The following is an 18226-nucleotide window of genomic DNA, read 5'->3' on the forward strand; positions in this document are numbered from 1 at the left end:
TGGAGTTGCCCGTCCCCACCTCCAGGGCACGGCCCCCGCCCCCCCAGAGGGAACGCCGTCGCCTCGCGGTGCGCCGTGCGGAGCGAACCCATTTCGGGCCCGAACAATCTCCGTTAAGCTATTTCCAATAAATGACTTGTGCCAATTACCTCCGGCGAGCCGGTGGGCGCACCGACCCCCGCCCCCCCCGGCGCCACCCCGCCCCGGGCGGGCGATCCCGCTCCCCCGCCGGCTCGGGCGGTGCGCCGCGCGGAGCGAACCCATTTTCGGGCGGGCATTATCTCCCCAATTCCATTCTCAAAAACTGGTTACGACGAACGCTCTCCCGACCGGCTTGGGCGCACCGGCCGCCTCCCCTCCCGCCCACGACCCCCGAGCCGGGGCAGCCCCCGGCGTGCCCGATCCGGGGACGAGCCCCCCGCGGGCCAGGCCCCGGCCGGGTCGGGTCTTCCCCGGCGGAACGAACCCATTTCCGAGGCAGCCAATCCGCCCCAAATCCTTCCGGGAAAACCGTTTGAGGCGGAAGCAACTCGGCGCGCCGCCGGCGCACCGGCCGCCCCCCTGCCCGGCCCGAGCCTCCAGCCCCACTCCCGGGCCCGGGGGACGCCGGATCGTCCCGGTGCGCCGCGCGGAGCGAACCCATTTCCGGGGCACTCAACCGGACTCAACTTCCGCAATCAGAATGATTTGGGACGAAGGGATGCAGACTCCATTACGGCGCACCGCCCACCTCCCGGGGCCGCATCAGGGCGTCCCGGGAGACCCGACCGGCAGCTCGATCTGGAACCGGGCGCCGGGTCCCCCGGAGGGGGGGAGCGGCCGGAGGGTGCCCCCCTGGGCCCGGATCGAGTCCCGGGCGATGGTCAGGCCGCGGCCCCGGCCGGGCCCCTTGGTGGAGAAGCCGGGCTCGAAGACCCGGGAGGCGGCCGACCCGGGCAGGCCGGGGCCGTTGTCGCGGACCTCGATCCGCACCACCGGCCCCTCCCCCTCGACCGAGATGCCGATCCGGGGTCGGTCGCCGGTCGAGCCCCGGGCGGTCGCCTCCAGCGCGTTCTTGAGCAGGTTGACCAGCGCGTGCACCAGCAGCCGGCGATCGGCCAGGACGAGCCGGTCCATCCCCCCGTCCGGGGGCCGGTCCACCCCGGCCGAGGCCGACTCGATCCGGGGGCCGAGCAGCGTCAGGGCCTCGTCGATCGCGTCCCCGACCCGGATCGGGGCCGGCTCGACCGGCAGGGAGGACTGCTTGAGGTACCCGTCCAGCTCCCGGACCGTCAGGGCGATGTACTGCGAGCAGACGCTGATCTGCCGGGCCACGTCCCGGGCGATCGCCGAGCCGGTCCTCAGCTCCACCTCCGGGTCGAGCCCCTCGTCGGCCAGGCGGCGGTCGAGGGCGCGTCGGGCCCGGGCCGCCTTGCCGGGCTCGACCCCGGCGTCGGCCAGGGCGTCGGCCAGGGCGTCGGGGAGGCGGTCGAGCAGCCGGTCGAACTGGTCGAGGTACTCGACCAGGTTCCTCCGCTCGTTGGCGAGCACGAAGACGACGTTCCCCAGCTCGTGGCAGGTCCGGTCCGCCAGGTCCAGGGTCGCCCGCTGGGCCGACTCCCGGGCGGCCCGGTCGCTCAGGGTACGGGCCTGCACCACCATCGCCCCCAGGCAGAGCAGCGAGTACCCCGACAACCCCAGGACCGCCAGCAGCAGGCGGCGGTAGGAGGTCTCCAGCCCCGTCAGCGCCTCCTCGATCAGCACCCCCGGCCGGTAGCCGACGACCACCCCCAGCGCCGGTCCCCCCGCCGACCGGCCGAGCAGCCCGAACCGGTGTTCGGCCTCCGGCAGGCCCGGCGTCGGCGGCGAGGGGCTGAACCAGGAGGCCGCCGGGGGCCCCCCGCGGGGGGCCAGCTCGATCCGGTCGATCGCCACGACGGCGAACCGGGCGTCCCCCTGCTCGGCCTCGGCCCCCAGCCGGGCCAGGGCGCCCCGGAGCCGGGCCAGGCGGGTCGGGTCGTCGGGGCCCGATCGCCAGGAGTCGGCGTAGTCGGCCAGGCCCTTGCCCAGCTCGTCGACCGCCGTGGACCGCGCCCAGTCCTCGATCGCCCGCTCCGAGACCTCCCGGCCCGCCCTCCGGAGCCGGTCATATTCCCGGGCCTGCACGATCAGGCTGAAGATCAGTGCCGCCACCGACACCACCCCCACCACCAGCCCCGGCACCCCCAGGATCTCCATCGGCCGGGCGGCGGCACCGGCCAGGCGTCGGGCGAGGCTCATCGGGGGCGTCCTGCTCGGGAAGGGCGGGGAGGGCAGAAGGCAGAAAGCAGAAGGTAGCTATTTGAGCGCGTCTCCCATGATGTTGCAACCCGATGGGCGGATCGCGAACGCCCGGCCCCGGATCGTCGATCGAGGTCGCCGGGCGTCGGTGGGCGGAGGCCGGGGCGATCGGGGGACGAGCGACACTCCCCCCGCCCCGTCCGCCGACCTCCGCCGTCCGGCCTCGCGCCTCCCGCTCGCCGCCCGGCCCCTCCCGGCCCGCCCCGGCCCCTGTCCCGATTCGATTCAGTGCCGGGCGAGGGCGGCCTCGCCCCCCTGGGGGCCGGGCCGATCGCCGAGGTCGTCGGGGGAGACCGGCCCGAAGGCGAGCACCTCGGACCGGCCGGGGAGGATCGCCAGCACGTGGCCGAGGTCGCCGGCCAGCCGCTCCCCGGATTCGTCGAACCCGAGCGACCGGCCGAAGGCGGCCCGGGCGTCGGCGGGCAGGTCCAGCGAGGCGAGCCCGACGGCCAGATCCGGCACCCCCTCTCCGGGCCGGTCCAGCAGCAGGGCCAGGGCCGAGACGATCTCGGACGGGATCTGGGACGAGCCCGGATCCCCCGGCCCGGGCAACGTGCCGGACGAGACGCACCAGACCGGCAGGGTGCAGCGCCCGGCCAGGTCTCCCAACGTGTCCCGGCCGATGCCGTCCCCGCAGAGCACCTGCAACCGATCCAGGACCCGGGGGCCGATCGGCCCCGAGCGGTCCACCAGCGCCCGGATCATCCGCCGGGTCGGGCTCCCTTGCAACGGCAAGACCGCCCAGACGGGCCCGTCGCCGGGGGACTCGGCGACGAACCGCCAGACGTGTTCGGCCTCGGCCAGCTCGGTCGGCCCGGGGCGGTCGTCGAGCCCCCCCGAGCCGGGGCCCGACAGGTCGAGGCGGCGGATCACCGCCCTCGCCCCCGGCGCGACCACCTCCAGGGCCCGCTCGAACCCCTCGGCCAGGTCCCGGGAATACGGGTCGTTGCCGTCGACCACGATCATCGCCCCGCCGGGCTCCCCCACCCGGTCGGACGCGACCCGGGCCACCAGCTCCGCCTCCTGCCGGTTGTTGGGGCAGAACCGGAAGGTCCGGCCCCGGTACAGCCCCAGCAGCGGCACCGAGGCCGCCCCCGGCCGGTCCACCCGGACCGAGGTCGCCCAGGGGACCAGCAGGACCGGCCCCTCGTCCCGGCCCGGCCTCCGCTCGGCCGCCTCGGCCAGCGCCTCGGCCAGGGCGGCGGTGAGCACCGTGTTGTTGGACCCGACGAACGCCGCGGGGGGCCCCGGCCGGTCCACCAGCCGGGCCACCCGCTCCCGGGTCGAGACCACGCCCCCCCCCTCGACCCAGTCCAGGCGGACCGCCCGCTTCTGCCCCGGCGTCCGGAACTCGATCGAGCCCGGCCCCTCCACCACGTCCTCGACCAGCCCCCGGGCCCGGCAGGCGGCCACCCCCTCCCGGATGTCGAGCCAGTCCTCCCGACCGGGCAGGAAGACCGCCACCTCGACCACCGGGCCCGCCCCACCGCCTCTCCCGGGAGAGGCGCCCCCGTAGGTCAGGGCGTAGCCCATCCAGGCGACCAGCGCCAGGCCGCCGATCACCAGCAAGAGCGTCCCGGCTCGACTCCGAAGTGGCATGGCTCGCTCCTTGACGGCGGAAGGCGACTCGACGGCGGAAGGCGACTCGACGGCCCGCCGGTCGCCTCGTCGCGACGGCCGGAATTCCCGATGCTCCGACGGCCCTCCGACGGGGCACGAGACGTGCCACCCCCGTCGGGACCGGGCCGGGCCGGGCGGCCCCCCGGTCGCAGGGTCGCCCCCTCGAACGAGATGGGCGTCCCGACGGGATCATAACTCCCGGATTGCCCCGCGGGGTCGGATCGGCGCCCGTGAGATTCCTGGCGTCGGCACCCGATTGCTCACGCCCGGGGAGTCCGCCCTAGGGGACGATCGGCTTGCCGCCCCGGGCCGCGGTTCCTTAGAGTTTGGAGAGCCGGGGCGGCCGAGGGGATCGGCCGGGGCGGATGGCACGGGCGGGGCAGCGATGGGCACTCGGATCGCCAGCATCTCGGGGCTTCGGGGGATCGTGGGGGACGGCCTCGACCCGGTCGACGTGACCGCCTTCGCGGCGAGCTACGCGGCGGAGGTCGTCTCCCGATCGGGCAAGGATGCGCCGACGGTCCTCGTCGGCCACGACGCCCGACGCTCGGCCGAGATGATGCTCGGGGCCGTGCTCTCCGGCCTCTCCGCCTCGGGATGCCACGCCGCCTCCCTCGGGCCGACCGCGACGCCGACCATCGGCTTCCTCATCCGGGACCGCGAGGCCGCCGGCGGCATCCAGATCTCCGCCTCGCACAACCCCGCCGAGTACAACGGGTTGAAGTTCTTCCGGGCCTCCGGCTCGGTGCTCGGCCCCGACGAGGGCCGGGCCGTCCTCGACCGCTTCGAGCGGAGGGCCTTCCGCTGGGTCCCCACTGAACGGCTCGGCACCATCGACCGGGAGGATCGGGACTCGACGCCCGACGTGGCCCACGCCGCCCGGGTCCTCGGGCTGGTCGACGCCCCGACGATCATGGCCAGGCGGTTCCGGGTCGTGCTCGACGCCAACCACGGCGCGGGGGGCGGCCTGGCATCCTGGTTGCTTCGTCAACTGAATTGCGACCTCCGCCTGCTCGGCGGCGAGCCCGACGGCCGATACGACCACCCCCCCGAGCCGACCGAGGAGAACCTGGAGGAACTGACCGCCATCGTCCCCGCCATCGGCGCCGACATCGGCTTCGCCCAGGACCCCGATGCCGACCGCCTCGCCATCGTCGACGAGGCCGGCCGGTACATCGGCGAGGAACTGACCCTGGCCCTGGCCGTCCGCCACCGGCTCGGCCGGCGGGAGGGGCCGGTGGTCATGAACCTCTCGACCTCCCGGGTCGCCGAGGAGATCGCCCGGGGGCTCGGCTGCGAGGTGATCCGCACCCCGGTCGGCGAGATCCACGTCGTCGAGGCGATGCAGGCCGCCGACGCCGTCATCGGCGGCGAGGGGAACGGCGGGGTCATCGACCCCCGGGTCGGCTGGGTCCGGGACAGCCTCGTCGGCATGGCCCTGGTGCTCGACCTGATGGCCTCGACCGGCAGACGCCTCTCGGCACTGGTCGACGAGCTGCCGAAGTACGCGATGGTGAAGACGAAGTTCCCGGTCGGCCCGGAGCCGATCGCCGAGATCCTGGGGCGGATCGCCTCGGCGCACCCCGAGGCGTCGGCCGACCGCCGGGACGGCCTGCGGCTCGACTGGCCGGACGCCTGGGCGCACGTCCGGGCCAGCAACACCGAGCCGATCGTCCGGGTGATCGCCGAGGCCGGGGACCCCGAGCGGGCCCGGGCCCTGGCCGGGTCGCTCGGCCGCCTCGCCGGCGGGGGAGGCCCCTCGTGAACTGGCCGACCTTCGACGAGCCCCCCTCGGTCGCCTTCCTCGACGTCGACGGCACCCTGCTGGCGGAGACGACCTCGTACCTCTACGGCAAGCTCCTCCGGCGCCGGGGGATGATCGACAAGTCGCTGCTCCTGCGGGCCGCCCTGCACGGGTTCCGCCACCGGTTCGGGCGGCTCGACTACGGCCGCCTGCTCCAGTACGGCTTCCGGATGATCGAGAACATCCCCCTGGTGGAGCTGGAGAGGGCCGCCTACGAGAACTTCAAGGACCAGGTCAAGCCGAGGCTCTACGAGGGGGTGGTCGACCACCTCAACCAGCTCCGGTTCGCCGGCACGCCGCTGGTGCTAGTCTCCTCGTCGCCGGCGGCGGTCATCTCCCCGCTGGGGATCTATCTTGGCTGTACCGACACGCTGACCACGCCGATCCGGGTCGAGGACGGCCGGATCGCCGGCCAGGGGCCCGGACCCGCGTGTTATGGCGAAGGCAAGCTCTACTGGGCGAGCCGGTGGGCCGAGGAGCGGGGGATCCCGATGGACTCGGCGGTGGCCTATGCGGATAATTGGAGCGACCGCGCCCTGCTGGAGCGGGTCGGTCGAGCGGTGGTCGTGCGGCCCGGGCGCAGGCTGCGTAAGCTGGCGATGATCCGGGGGTGGACGATCGTCAACCCCCGGCGTCCCCGGGTCGATCGCGGGGCCCCCCCGGGGGCCGAATGAACCTTGACCGGAGTCGGATCGAGCTGTCAAAAAATCACCGACCGGGCCAGAATCGTCCGCCGGGTTGTCCGATAACACGCGGACGACCCGGGACCGTACGGGTCGCACGAGGCGGCCCCGGCCGTATCGAGGCGGAGTCCAGGACCCCATGACCGAAGAATCCAACACCCCGACGCCCCCGACGCCGCCCCCCTCGAGGGCGACTCCCCCCCAGGGACGCTCCTTCCGGGCCCCGGCCCCGGCGGTCACCGCGCTGGTCATCGGCCTGGCCGCCATGACGGCCTCGGCCCGGGAATCAGACCTGGTCCGCGACATCCAGCGGTACTGCACCGTCTGCTGGAAGAATGCGCATCTGGACCCGAGCCTCTGGGACGACTGCACCCAGGAGGTCTGCTGCCGGTTGCTGACCAAGGCCCGGGCCGGCGAGTTGGAGCTGGACCTGGTGCTGGCCGAGGACACCCCCGAACGCCGGGAGCTGGTCCGGGCGATCGACATGGTCCGCAAGCGCGTCCAGCGCTCCAAGAAGTACCAGCCGCTGGACGAGACCTCACCCTCCTTCGCCCTGGGGGACGACCGCAACCGCCTGGAGCTGGGCGAGATCCTCGAGGCCGCCCGACGCGCCGTGCTCTCCCCCCGACAGGATCGGATCGTCGAACTCTGGACCCGGGGCTGGACCGTCCCCGAGATCGCCGACGCCCTTGGCCTGAACCCCGCCCGGGTCAGCGACGAGAAGTACAAGGCCCTCCGCAAGCTGGAGCGGCACCTCGCCGGCCGTCGGGACGAGCTGGACCTCCCCACCGCCCCGGATTCCGAGGACGAGGAGATCCGCCGCGTCGGCTGATCAGCACCGGGGAGGCCACGCCGGACGCCCCCCCGTCCCCTCCGGGGCGAGGGGGCCGGTCATCCCCCGCCCGGGGGACTTGGGATCGCCTCCGAATGCGAGTCTCGGCGTCCTCGACCCTTCCCCCCGGGACGACCGTGCGGCCCCCCCGATCGCGACGGTCCCCCGCCCGATTCCCATCGACATCCGCCTCTCCCCGCACGTCTCCTGCCGGGCGACCGAGGCGAGGGAGTCCTCTCCATCCGGGGTGACCGGCAACCCTGACGGCAGTGCCGGCCCGTCCGGTACGCCCCGGGGCTCGCCCTTCGGGCAGCCGGGGCGTCGCGAAGGACACCCGAGGGGGGACGGTGTCCCCGCAAGGCAGGCCGGGCGGCAGCCTCAGCACCACCGGCCGTGTCCCCGCCTCGGCTCCCGTCCGGGCCGGGCACCCGCCGGGGAGTCCCGCAACTCCGACCGGCGGTGTGGCCCTCCCCGATCGCCCGGGGCCCCGCCTCTCGGCGATGGCCGGCCCCGGACCGGGCGGTCGGGCCGGCCCCGCCCCGGGACGGCCGGCCGGGAGCCCCGAACCGCCCCGGTCGTCCCCCCTCCATCGGCCCCGGGCGCGTCGCAGCCTTGAAGGGGCCTCGAAGGGCGTCGACGCGGCAGGACGGCGAGGGGCTCGCATCAACGTTGACGAACAGCATGATGCCGTTCGGCATCAGGGATGCCGCACAATGTCATCATGCATGTTGACAATCTTCAATCATGCGATGTGGCCCGAATCCATAGCCTAGCGTTCTGAGGCAAGCGGGAACCCGGACGAATCGACCGGGCCGCAGGCCGAGGGAGCCGGGCGGCAGCCTGCGACGGGCATCGGGCTCGTCGACCGGGACGAGGGCCCTCGGCCCCGCCGGTCGGATCGGGCCCCCCCGCCGCACTCCGACCCTCGGGGGATCGCAATGCCGGGCCTCGGGCGGCCGGGATCGTCCCGGCGCGCAAGCCGTCGATCGGGGTCGCCGGGGTCCGTGACCGGGGGACGGGCACGGGCCGATCGAGTCCCGCTCTCATCCCGCTCGCCGACCCCGGCGTCGGCGCCGGCGCCGAGACGCCGGGGTCGGGCCGCGCGTCGGCCAAGGCCCGGGTGACCTCATCGTCCACTTTCCGGAGCAGCGCATGTGGAACGTCCCTGATCGGATTCGAGATCGCCGAAGTGGTCGGGAGAGGCGATCGACCCGCCGGGGCCCGGACAGGCGATCGGTGCGCCCGGGCCTCGAGCCGGAGGGGCTCGAGACCCGGGTGCTCATGTATTCGGCGACGGGCAACGCGTGGATGAACCCGGCGGTCGTCACGATCAACTTCATGCCCGACGGCACCGACCTGGGCGGCGTCCAGAGCAACATGAACGCCGCCTTCGACAACAAGCCGAGCCTGGCCGGCAAGTGGCGGGACGAGATCCTCAGGGCCGCCCAGGTCTGGGCACAGCAGACGAACATCAACTTCGTCGTCGTCCCCGACGACGGCGCCCCGGTCGGCGAGGGGGGCTACCAGCAGGGGAGCCCGGACCACGGCGACATCCGCATCGGCGGCTTCAACTTCGGGACCTCGACCCTCGCCTCGGCGACCATGCCCCCCGCGGCGAACAATTACTCGATCGCCGGCGACGTCGTCTTCAACACCGGCATGGGCTTCAACGTCGGCACGACCTTCGACCTGTTCACCGTCGCCTCCCACGAGATCGGCCACTCGCTGGGCCTGGGCGAGTCGAGCACCTACAGCTCCGCGATGATGTGGCCGACCTACGTCGGGCGGAAGATCGCGCTGTCGCCCGACGACGTGGCCGGGATCCGCAGCATCTACTCCGGGGGCCAGGTGCGGTCGGCCGACGCCCACGGCAACCTGAACAACTCCCTCCACGCGGCCGCCAACGTCACCGGCTCGATCAACCCGGCGACCCGCACGGGGCTGGTCACCAGCCAGGACCTCACCGTCGCGGGGCAGGCGGACCACTTCTCCTTCGCGGCCCCGTCGGGCTCGGGGGGGCAAATGACGGTCTCGGTCCAGAGCGAGGGCCTGAGCCTGCTCTCGCCGAGGGTGACGGTCTATGCCGCCGACAAGGCCACGGTCCTCGGCACGGCCGTCGGGGCGAAGCAGTACGGGACGACGGTCTCGGTCTCCCTCGGCGGGGTCGTCGACGGGGCGACGTATTACGTCCGGGTCAAGGGGGCCGAGCCCTCGGCCCTGGGTACCGGGCGCTATGCCCTGGGCCTGGGCTTCGACGGCGCGGCGGTGCCCCGGCAGGCGTCGAGCATGATCGGCGTCGCGGAGGGCTCCCCCCGGGTCTCGGGAGGCGGGACGGCCAACCAGTCCGACGATCATTTCGCCTCGGCCATCCCGGTCATCCTCGGCATCGGCCCCGACACCGGGGCCAGCTCCGCCGACGGCGTCACGAGCTCGGACCGGGTCACCGTCCGGGGGACGGCCATGCCGGGCCACCTGGTCTCGGTCTACGACGACGGCGTGCTCCTCGGCGGGACCATGGCCGACGCGGCCGGGGGCTGGGTGTTCGACGCCCGGCTGCACGCCTTCGACCCCGGCCAGCACCTCCTGACGGCCAAGTCGACCTACGTCGAGGGCGACCCCTACGCCGCGGTCGCGACCAGCGGCATCGTGAACATGTCCGACTTCGTCCCCTCCGCGGACTGGACCTCGCTCGTCTACGTCGGCCAGCAGGCGATCGACGCGTCGGCGACCCTGCCCGGCACGAGCTCCTCCGAGCTCTCGGGCACCTACACGCTGGTGGTGGACCCCTCGAAGCCGGCGGCCCCGACGGTCGGCGGGGTCACCTCCTACTCGGGGGTGAGCTGGAACGGCACCTACTCCGTGCAGTCGTCGGACCAGGTCTACTATGGCAACGCCGAGGCCGGCAGCCTGGTGACCGTGACGGCCAACGGCTCGACCCTCGGCGAGACGGTGGCCGATCGCAACGGGCACTGGAACCTCGCCGTCGGCGACGGGCTGTCCCAGTGGCAGACCCACGCCATCAAGGCCCAGTCCACCGACCTCGCGGGGAACGCGGGCCCCTGGTCGTCGGCCCTCCCCGTCCGCCAGCAGGGCCACGGCGCCGGGTCGGTGATGTCGAATCTGTCCGTCTCCCACGTCGGCATCCTGGGCAGCGTCCTCTCGGGACTCGGCGACCTGCTCTCGGTCGGCGAGGCCCCGACCATCGTCGGCAGGGCGAAGGCGTTCGGCCGGGTGGCGGTCATGGTGGACAGCGTCGTCATCGGGATGGCGAATGTCGACCTGCTGGGGAACTGGTCGTTCCACGGACCGACGCTCTCGTCCGGAACCCACCGGCTCTCCTTCCGGGTCTATGAGGCGGACGGCGACCACGGCGCGGAGAGCGGACCGCTCTCCATCCTCGTCTGAAAGGGACCCGGCCGCCCGCCTGGCGAGGGCGGCCGCCCTCGGGGCCCGCGGCCCGCCGAGGGGCGGTGAGCCCTCGGCGGGTCGCGGCAGACGCATCCAACCACGAGCATGGGACCATTCCCGATGACCGTCGTCGAGCAGATGCCGGGGGTCGGCACCCATTCCGAGCCGCCCCGAAGGGGAGACGGCCGCGGCGGACCGCGACGCGGCTGCGGGTCGAGGGGCTCGAGCCCCGCCGATTGATGACCGTCCTGGGGTCGCAGGGCCAGGCCGACGACCCGGTCCGAGCCACGATCGACCGGGCCGCCGACCTGGGCCCGCTCGACGAGTCGGCGGGGGCCTCCGCCCGGGGCACGATCGGGGACGGCCCGGCCGACGCCGCGGAGGTGGAGTGGTACCGCTTCACCCTGGATCGGCCGGCCCTGCTCTCGGCGACGCTCGACGGGGTGCGGGAGGACCCGGCGTTCCGGGGCGTCCTGAGCCTGTTCCATGTCGACACCGACTTTGTCGACCCGACCAATCCGCTCGGCCCCCGCCTGCTCGATCAGGTCGAGGCGGAGGACGACGGACCGGCCACGCTCGGCCGGCTGCTCGGCCCGGGCACCTACTCCCTGGCCGTCAGCGGCGCCGGCAACCTCCACTTCCACCCCCTGATCGCCGGCAGCGGCATGCCGGGCGCCGAGGGGGACTACGAGCTGACGCTGGGCATCGCCGAGTTCGAGGCCGCCCCCGGGCCCGGGGACGGGCCCGTGGTGCTGACCTCCGAACCGGCGCCGGGGGCGGTTCTCGACGGATCCCCCCTGGTGATCCGGATCGGCCTGAGCGGGCCGGTCGACCCGTTCTCGCTCTTCCCGGAGTTCTCGGTCTTCCTGACCTCCAGCCCCGACCCGACCTTCGACGACGGCAACGACCAGCCGGTCATGCTCCTGGGCGCGACGGCGTCGGCCTCCGTCAACGAGGTCCAGCTCATCCCGGCGTCGGCGCTGGGCCCGGGGCACTACAGGGTGACCCTGGTCGGCGACGCCAGTGAGACGTTCTTCGGCGTCACGACCCCCGAACTCGTCCCCCTCGGGATGGACGCCGATCACCCCGCCGGCCGGGACCACGCGTTCACGTTCGAGGTCGCCGGGATCGAGGGGTTCCCCGGGCCCGACCCCGGGGTCGACGACACGGCGGAGACGTCCCGGGACCTGGGGGCGCTGACCCCGGGGGGCCTCGTCCAGGTCGTCGGGGCGATCGGCGACGACCCCACCTTCGACCCGTTCACCCACCCGGGCAACGACGTCGACCTGTACCGGTTCCGGATCGACGTGCCGGGGCGCTACGCCTTCCGAGCCGAGGCGTTCGCCGGCCGGATCGGCTCGGCGCTCGACGCCGGGCTGAGCCTGTTCCGCCTCGACCCGGACGACGGGATCCTCCGCCTGATCCGGGGCAACAACAACACCTCGAACCCGACCCGGACGGCCGTCGGCGACAGCCCCCTGTTCACCGATCCCGCCCTGGACGCCCCCCTGGACGCGGGCGAGTACTACCTCGCGATCTCCTCGGGAACGAACACGCCGTCGCCGCTGGAGGGGACGCCGGAGGGCTCGTTCGGCCTGTTCGACCCGAACCGCTCCCACAGCGGACAGGCCGGCTTCAGCACCGGGCCCTACGTCCTGAACCTGGCCGTCGAAGAACTCTCCGACCCCCCTCGGGTGGTCTCGGCGAATCTCGAGGAAGGTCAGGTGCTGGACCGCCCCCCGGCCCGCCTGGTGGTCGAGTTCGACCAGCCCGTGAACCTGTCGCTGCTGGCCTTCCAGGCGCACCAGGTTTCCGGCGATCGGGCGCTCTCGGCCGTCACCGTCGTCGACGACGCCGGCACGACCTACCATCCCCGCTTCGAGTCGTACGACCACCGCACCAACCTCGCCACCTTCCTGATGCTCGAGGGGCTCGCGGACGGCGACTACGAATTGCACCTCTCCGGGGCGGAGGGGCTGCTCGACCTCGCGGGCAACCCGCTGCTCGGGAACGACCCCGGCGGGGATCACGTCGTCCGGTTCTCGGTCTCCGGCCCGGCGAGGGGGATCGACGGCGACCCGAGATCGTGGGCCAACGAGTCCTCGTTCGACGACCTCGATCACCCGCAGGAGATCGGCGTCCTCTTCCCCCGGGAGTTGGAGGCGGGCGTCTCGTTCACCCGGGAGGCCGCGACGGGGCCCGACGCCCTCCCGGACGCGGCCGACGTGTACCGATTCGAGGTGCTCTCGGAGCTGAATCGCTACACCTTCTCGATCGACGGGGACGATCTGCCCGGGGGCGTCCGGCTCGAGCTGCGGGACGACTCCGGCTCGCTCGTGCCGATCACCTCGTCGAACGGGGGCCGGGACCTCGTCGGGTTCCTCAGGCCCGGCGTGTACCTCCTCTCGGCGACCGGCTGGGACGAGGAACAGGCCGATGGCCTCTCGTACCGGATCGGACTGACCTTCACCCAGTCGCAGAACAATGCACCGCCGCTCTACTCCGCACCGGGGCCGGCGATCGCCATCCGCCTGGCCGGCGCCGTGACGCCCCCGGTCACCCCGCCTCCGGTGATCCCTCCCCCCGTGGTCATTCCCCCCGTGGTCACTCCGACGACGCCCAACCCGATACCGACACCGACACCGACTCCGGCGCCGACGCCGACGCCGACCATTCCGACACCGACACCGACCACGCCCACGACGCCCATTCCGACACCGACACCGACACCGACCACGCCGACACCGACCACGCCGACGCCGAGCCCCGTTCCGACGCCGACGCCCACCACGCCGACACCGACTCCCGTTCCGACACCGACACCGACACCGACCACGCCCACGCCGACCACGCCGAAGCCGACCACTCCGATCTTCACGCCTGCTCCCTCGAATGGGGGAGGAGCCCCGACGCCGGGCAGCGAGGGCACACCGGGGGGTGGGCCTGCGACGGCGCCACTCCCCCCGGGCTTCTCGATCGACGTCCCATCTCCGCCGCCTGCTCCCGATCACCCGGGAGGTCAAGGGAGGGGGGAGCAGGCCTCGACGGACCTGTCCGCGCTGGCCTATCAGCCGATCGGGTCCAGGGACCCGTCGTCGAGGGCAACCCCGGAGACCCGGATCGCAGCGGGGGAGACCCAGGCACCGGACGCGCATCCGGCCGGGCCGGGCCTGGGCGAGGTGGTCGTCGCGGGTCAGCATCCCCGGAGTGTCGACCGGGACGCTCCGGCGGACCGGCTCGGCCACGAACTCGATCGGGTCCGCATCGCGGGCGAACTGGCCCCGTTGCTCCAGCTGGGCCTGGGCGAGGCGGAGTCGGATGCGGTCGAAGTCGCCGAGGAAGGGGACTCCCCGGTCGAGGCGGGAGCAGACAAGGCCGCGTCGGGGGACACGCCCGAGTCGGGAGCGGAGGCGCCGGACACGTCCCCGGTCCCGGGGGGACCTGATGCCGATGCGGGGGGAGGGCCCGGGGCCCGGGGGACCGGCCCGGCCTCGCCCCCGATCGACGGGTCCCCGCCGGAAGGGGAGCCGGACGAGGAGGGGGACGCGGGCGTTGAGGCCCGCGTCGACGAGCCGATCATCCCCGAGTCGTGGCGCCGTCCCCTGTCGATCGCGTCGGTCGTCGCCGGGGTGCTGGGATTGACGCTGGTCCGCCGGAACGACCGCGTCCGGCGGGCCTCCCGGGGGCAGGGCATCCCGGGAGGCTCGGCCGGGCCGGAGGGCGGTCGCGACGGCGGGCCTCGGGGCGGCGGGCCCCGGGGCGCATCCGCCCCGGGGCCGGCCAGCGTCCCCACCCGAGGCCCGGCCGGATCCGAGGCGACCCGGCCGCGGGAGATGACGACCTCGATCCGGCCGGGAGGACGCGGCGACTCCTCCATGATCACGACGGCGGTCCGGCCGATCGCGCCCGGGCGGCCCGGGGGACACTCCCGATGAGCGGCCTCGACGAATCGGAGACCGACGAGGCGACGATCCGCGTCCGCAAGGACACGCCCGACCCGTCCCGGGGCCGAGAGCGGAAGCGGGACCTCCTCGCCGAGCAGCGGGAGGACCTGGAGGCGGGCCGGCCCCGGCCGACGGAGGCCTACCTGTCCCGCTGGCCGACCGACCCGAAGGACGACGCCGATGCGGCCAACGTGCTCGTCGCCGACTACTTCTGGCGGCGCGACCGGGGCGAGGGGCCGAGCATCGCCGAGTACGACCGGCGCCACCCCGAACACCGCCGATCCTTCGCCGAGCTGGTCCGGCGCCAGTGCCTCATCCGGTCGCTCGGCGGCGGGGGGCGCCGGCACGACCGGATGCCCCGCCTCCCCGGCGAGGGGGACGAGCTGTTCGGCTTCCGCCTCCGACGGCCGCTCGGCACCGGGGCCTTCGCGAGCGTGTTCGCCGCGGAGCAGGCCGACCTCGCCGGCCGGCCGGTGGTGCTGAAGATCTCCGCCATCGAAGGGCTCGAGCCCCAGACCCTCGCCCGGCTGCAACACACCAACATCGTGCCGATCTATTCCGTCCACGAGGACCCGGCGGCCGGCCTCCGCGCCGTCTGCATGCCGTACTTCGGGGGGGCGAACCTCGCCTCGGTGCTGGCCCGCGCCTGGGAGGGGTCGGCCCGGCCGATGCACGGCTCGCAGCTGGTCAAGGCGTTGGAGGAGGTCGGCACCCCCCCCCCGGAGGCCCTGGCGGTGTCGTGGCGGTCCGGCGACCGGGGCCCGTCCTCCGACCCGCCGGCCGCGGCCCCCGACCAGACGCCGGCGGCCCTGCTGGGCGGGATGAGCTACATCCGGGCCGTCGCCTGGATCGTGGCCCGGCTGGCCGACGGGCTCCACCACGCCCACCAGCGCGGGGTCCTCCACCGGGACATCAAGCCGTCGAACATCCTCCTCAGCTCCGAGGGCGAGCCCCTCCTGCTGGACTTCAACGTCTCGCAGGACGCGGCCGAGGACTCCGTGCACGCGGTCCTCGGCGGGACGGTGACCTACGCGGCCCCCGAGCACATCCGGGCGATGCTCGACCGGACGCCGGACACGATGCTCCGCGTCGACCGCCGGTCGGACTGCTATTCCCTCGGCCTGGTCCTCACCGAGATGCTGGCGGGCCGGAGCCTCTTCGGCCGGACCAACGGCGACTCGATCCTGCCGACCCAGCTCCAGGCGATGGTCGAGGAGCGGGCCCGGGGGGTCCCCCGGATCCGGGAGGGCCGCCCCGACGTCCCCTGGGGCCTGGAGAGCATCGCCCGGATGTGCCTGGACCCCGACCCCGAACGCCGATATCGGCAGGCCGGCCACCTCGCCGAGGATCTCCGGCGCTTCCTGGAGGATCGGCCCCTGAAGTATGCCCCGGAGCTGAGCCGGGTCGAGCGGGCCCGCAAGTTCCACCGGCGCCACCCCCGACTGGTGACCAACCTCTTCTTCTGCGTGGGGGGCCTGGGGGTCCTGCTGGGGGTCGGCTCGGCCCTCTCGGGGGCCAGCAAGCACCTCATCGAGGCCCGGGCCGAACTCGGCTCGGCCCGGGCCCTCGACCGGAAGCGGGCGCACGACGAGGGGGCCCTGCGTGCCCTGTGCCTGATCAACACGACCCTGGGCAATGAAGACCACCTCCGCGAGGGGGTCGGCGTCTGCGAGCGGACGCTGGCCCTCTACGACCCGGGCGACGGGCGACCCTGCGAGGAGCACCCGGACTGGGCGGCCCTCGGCCCGGAGGGGCGGCACCGGCTCGCCGAGGACCGTCGAGAGCTGCTCATCCTCCTGGCCGGGGCGCGCGTCCGGCTCTCCCCCGGCGACCCCCAGGCCCTCCGGGGCGCGCTCGACCTGCTGGGGGAGGCGGAGGCCATCCGGGGGCTCGGACCATCCCGGGCCCTCTGGCTGGACCGGGCGAGTTACCTCGCCCGGCTCGGCGACGCCGAGGCGGCGGCCGAGTGCCTGGGGAGGGCCGATGGGATCCCGGCGGCCACCCCCCGGGACCACTACCTCCTGGCGATCTCCCACGCCCGTCGCGGGGGGGCCGACGGATACCGGCGGGCGATCGCCGAGCTGGACGAGGCCCTACGGATCAACCCGAAGCACTACTGGTTGATGATGCAGCGGGGGATCTGCCGCATGGAGTTGGGCGAATCGATGCTGGCGGTCGGGGACTTCGGCGCCTGCACCGGCCTGTGGCCCGAGCACCCCTGGGGCTACTTCAACCGGGCCTACATGCTCGACCGCGACGGGATGAAGGCCGAGGCGATCGACGACTACTCCGCCGCCCTGGAACGGGACCCCGCCTTCTCCTCGGCCCGGATCAACCGAGGCCTGGCCCTCCTGGAGATCCGGGAGTTCGGGGGGGCGCTGGCCGACTTCGACGAGGCGATCGCCCGGGGGTCGGGCGAGCCCACCGTCCTCGCCGGCCGGGGCATGGCCCTGGAGGCCCTCGGCCGGCACGTCGAGGCCGACACCGCCTTCGACGAGGCCTTTCGGGGGGCCGTGGAGGTCCCCGTCCCCGCCCGCATCCGCCTGCTCTGGGCGTACGGGTTCTCGGTCGCCGACCGGCTCCCGGGGCGGGCGGCCGACGCCTTCGAGGAGGTGCTCCGCCAGGACCGCCGCCACCCGCAGGCCCTCTACGGCCTCGCCATGCTGGCGATGGGGCGGGGGGATCTCGACGGGGCCCGGGAGTTCTTCGACCGGGCCCTCGAATCGAGCCCGGAGTTCCTCGAGGCGCTTCGGTCTCGCGCCGTGGTGGCCGCCCGTCGGGGGGACTGGGAGGCGGCGAACCGCGACATCAACCGGTGCCTCTCCCGCGAGCCGGGTTCCGGGGAGGCCCTGTATGCGGCCTCCTGCGTCGCGTCCCTGGCGGCGTCGGCCTCGGGGGACCGGGAACTCCGGGACCAGGCGCTCGACCTGCTCCGCCGGGCCCTCGCCCTCGGGGCGGGGCGGGAGGCGGCCGACGATCCGGATCTGGCCGGGCTCGGGGAGGAGCCCGAGTTCTGGCGGATGATCTCGCGAGGGTCGCCGGGGGGCGAGGTCTCGGGCGACGGGCCCGCCGCCGGCCTCGACGTCCCGACCGTGACCCAGGAGCTTGCCCCGTCCGGGGAGGGGGGAACCCGTCATGACCGCGTTCATTGATGTCGACGCCTCGTCCCGGCGCCGGATGCAGGCCGGGGGGATCGAGTCGGTCTCGGCGGCCCTCCGCCGCGAGTTCGACACGCCCTTCCGCTTCTACGACGGGTCGTCGGGGGAGCCGATCCGGCGGGAGGGACCCGGGGGGCGCCCCGCATCGATCCGGCCCGAGCCGGCGAGGGCGATCCGGGCGATCGCCGCCGGGGGCCGGCCCCGGGTCGACCCGTCGGGCCCCGCCCGATCTCGGATCGCGCTGCCGTTGCGGCACGGCGACGGGCCTCCCCTCGTCGCGGTCGGGCACATCGCCGCCCTCGCCCGACCCGGCAGGCAGGCCCGGGCGGAGCTGGCTCGCCTCTGGAAATGGGCCGACGCCGTCCAGCTCCGACTCCCCCCCGCCGGCGCGGCGGGGCCGAGGCACCCCGGGCCGAGGGCCATCGCCCCCGTCACCCGGCCGCGTTGAGGCGTCGGGG

9 protein-coding genes are annotated in these 18226 nt (G+C 74.1%); 7 read left to right on the forward strand and 2 right to left on the reverse strand.

Features of this window, described 5'->3' with window-relative positions; translation table 11 throughout:
* Positions 1-744: 744 nt before the first annotated feature.
* Positions 745-2259 (reverse strand): sensor histidine kinase, encoded by a 1515-nt coding sequence (locus ElP_RS30030; RefSeq protein WP_145276527.1) that lies wholly within the window; start codon positions 2257-2259, stop codon positions 745-747.
* Between the two features lie 285 nt (positions 2260-2544).
* On the reverse strand, positions 2545-3918 hold the full coding sequence (locus tag ElP_RS30035) for an ABC transporter substrate-binding protein (RefSeq protein ID WP_145276529.1): 1374 nt from the start codon (positions 3916-3918) through the stop codon (positions 2545-2547).
* A 406-nt stretch (positions 3919-4324) separates the two neighbouring features.
* Between ElP_RS30035 and glmM the strand changes: the two genes are divergently transcribed.
* The 7 genes from glmM (at position 4325) to ElP_RS30070 (ending at position 18216) form a co-directional block, all read left to right on the forward strand.
* Positions 4325-5704, forward strand: a complete 1380-nt coding sequence (gene glmM, locus ElP_RS30040; RefSeq protein WP_145276531.1) for a phosphoglucosamine mutase — start codon at positions 4325-4327, stop codon at positions 5702-5704.
* The gene (locus ElP_RS30045) at positions 5701-6417 is read left to right on the forward strand and encodes an HAD family hydrolase (RefSeq protein WP_145276533.1); all 717 of its coding nucleotides are present in this window, start codon (positions 5701-5703) and stop codon (positions 6415-6417) included. Before glmM ends, ElP_RS30045 begins: the two co-directional genes overlap by 4 nt.
* 148 nt (positions 6418-6565) lie before the next feature.
* Positions 6566-7258 carry a sigma-70 family RNA polymerase sigma factor gene (locus ElP_RS30050; protein ID WP_145276535.1) on the forward strand — a complete coding sequence of 231 codons (693 nt, stop codon included), beginning with the start codon at positions 6566-6568 and terminating at the stop codon, positions 7256-7258.
* A 1281-nt stretch (positions 7259-8539) separates the two neighbouring features.
* Positions 8540-10663: a matrixin family metalloprotease gene (locus tag ElP_RS30055; protein ID WP_197446492.1), complete on the forward strand. Its 2124-nt coding sequence runs from the start codon at positions 8540-8542 to the stop codon at positions 10661-10663.
* A 242-nt stretch (positions 10664-10905) separates the two neighbouring features.
* The gene (locus ElP_RS38900; RefSeq protein WP_197446493.1) at positions 10906-14601 is read left to right on the forward strand and encodes a hypothetical protein; all 3696 of its coding nucleotides are present in this window, start codon (positions 10906-10908) and stop codon (positions 14599-14601) included.
* The gene (locus ElP_RS30065) at positions 14598-17762 is read left to right on the forward strand and encodes a protein kinase domain-containing protein (RefSeq protein ID WP_231749316.1); all 3165 of its coding nucleotides are present in this window, start codon (positions 14598-14600) and stop codon (positions 17760-17762) included. The genes ElP_RS38900 and ElP_RS30065 overlap by 4 nt, the downstream gene beginning before the upstream one ends.
* Complete coding sequence (locus ElP_RS30070; RefSeq protein WP_145276539.1) at positions 17746-18216, forward strand: hypothetical protein; 471 nt, start codon at positions 17746-17748, stop codon at positions 18214-18216. The genes ElP_RS30065 and ElP_RS30070 overlap by 17 nt, the downstream gene beginning before the upstream one ends.
* Positions 18217-18226: the final 10 nt, after the last annotated feature.

The sequence above is a fragment of the Tautonia plasticadhaerens genome, assembly GCF_007752535.1.
Taxonomy (GTDB): domain Bacteria; phylum Planctomycetota; class Planctomycetia; order Isosphaerales; family Isosphaeraceae; genus Tautonia; species Tautonia plasticadhaerens.

Excerpts from the sequence above, each read along its gene's own strand:
- ElP_RS30030 (WP_145276527.1), bottom strand. The coding sequence starts at position 2,259 with ATGAGCCTCGCCCGACGCCTGGCCGGTGCCGCCGCCCGGCCGATGGAG.
- ElP_RS30035 (WP_145276529.1), bottom strand. The coding sequence starts at position 3,918 with ATGCCACTTCGGAGTCGAGCCGGGACGCTCTTGCTGGTGATCGGCGGC.
- glmM (WP_145276531.1), top strand. The coding sequence starts at position 4,325 with ATGGGCACTCGGATCGCCAGCATCTCGGGGCTTCGGGGGATCGTGGGG.
- ElP_RS30050 (WP_145276535.1), top strand. The coding sequence starts at position 6,566 with ATGACCGAAGAATCCAACACCCCGACGCCCCCGACGCCGCCCCCCTCG.
- ElP_RS30055 (WP_197446492.1), top strand. The coding sequence starts at position 8,540 with ATGTATTCGGCGACGGGCAACGCGTGGATGAACCCGGCGGTCGTCACG.
- ElP_RS38900 (WP_197446493.1), top strand. The coding sequence starts at position 10,906 with ATGACCGTCCTGGGGTCGCAGGGCCAGGCCGACGACCCGGTCCGAGCC.
- ElP_RS30065 (WP_231749316.1), top strand. The coding sequence starts at position 14,598 with ATGAGCGGCCTCGACGAATCGGAGACCGACGAGGCGACGATCCGCGTC.
- ElP_RS30070 (WP_145276539.1), top strand. The coding sequence starts at position 17,746 with ATGACCGCGTTCATTGATGTCGACGCCTCGTCCCGGCGCCGGATGCAG.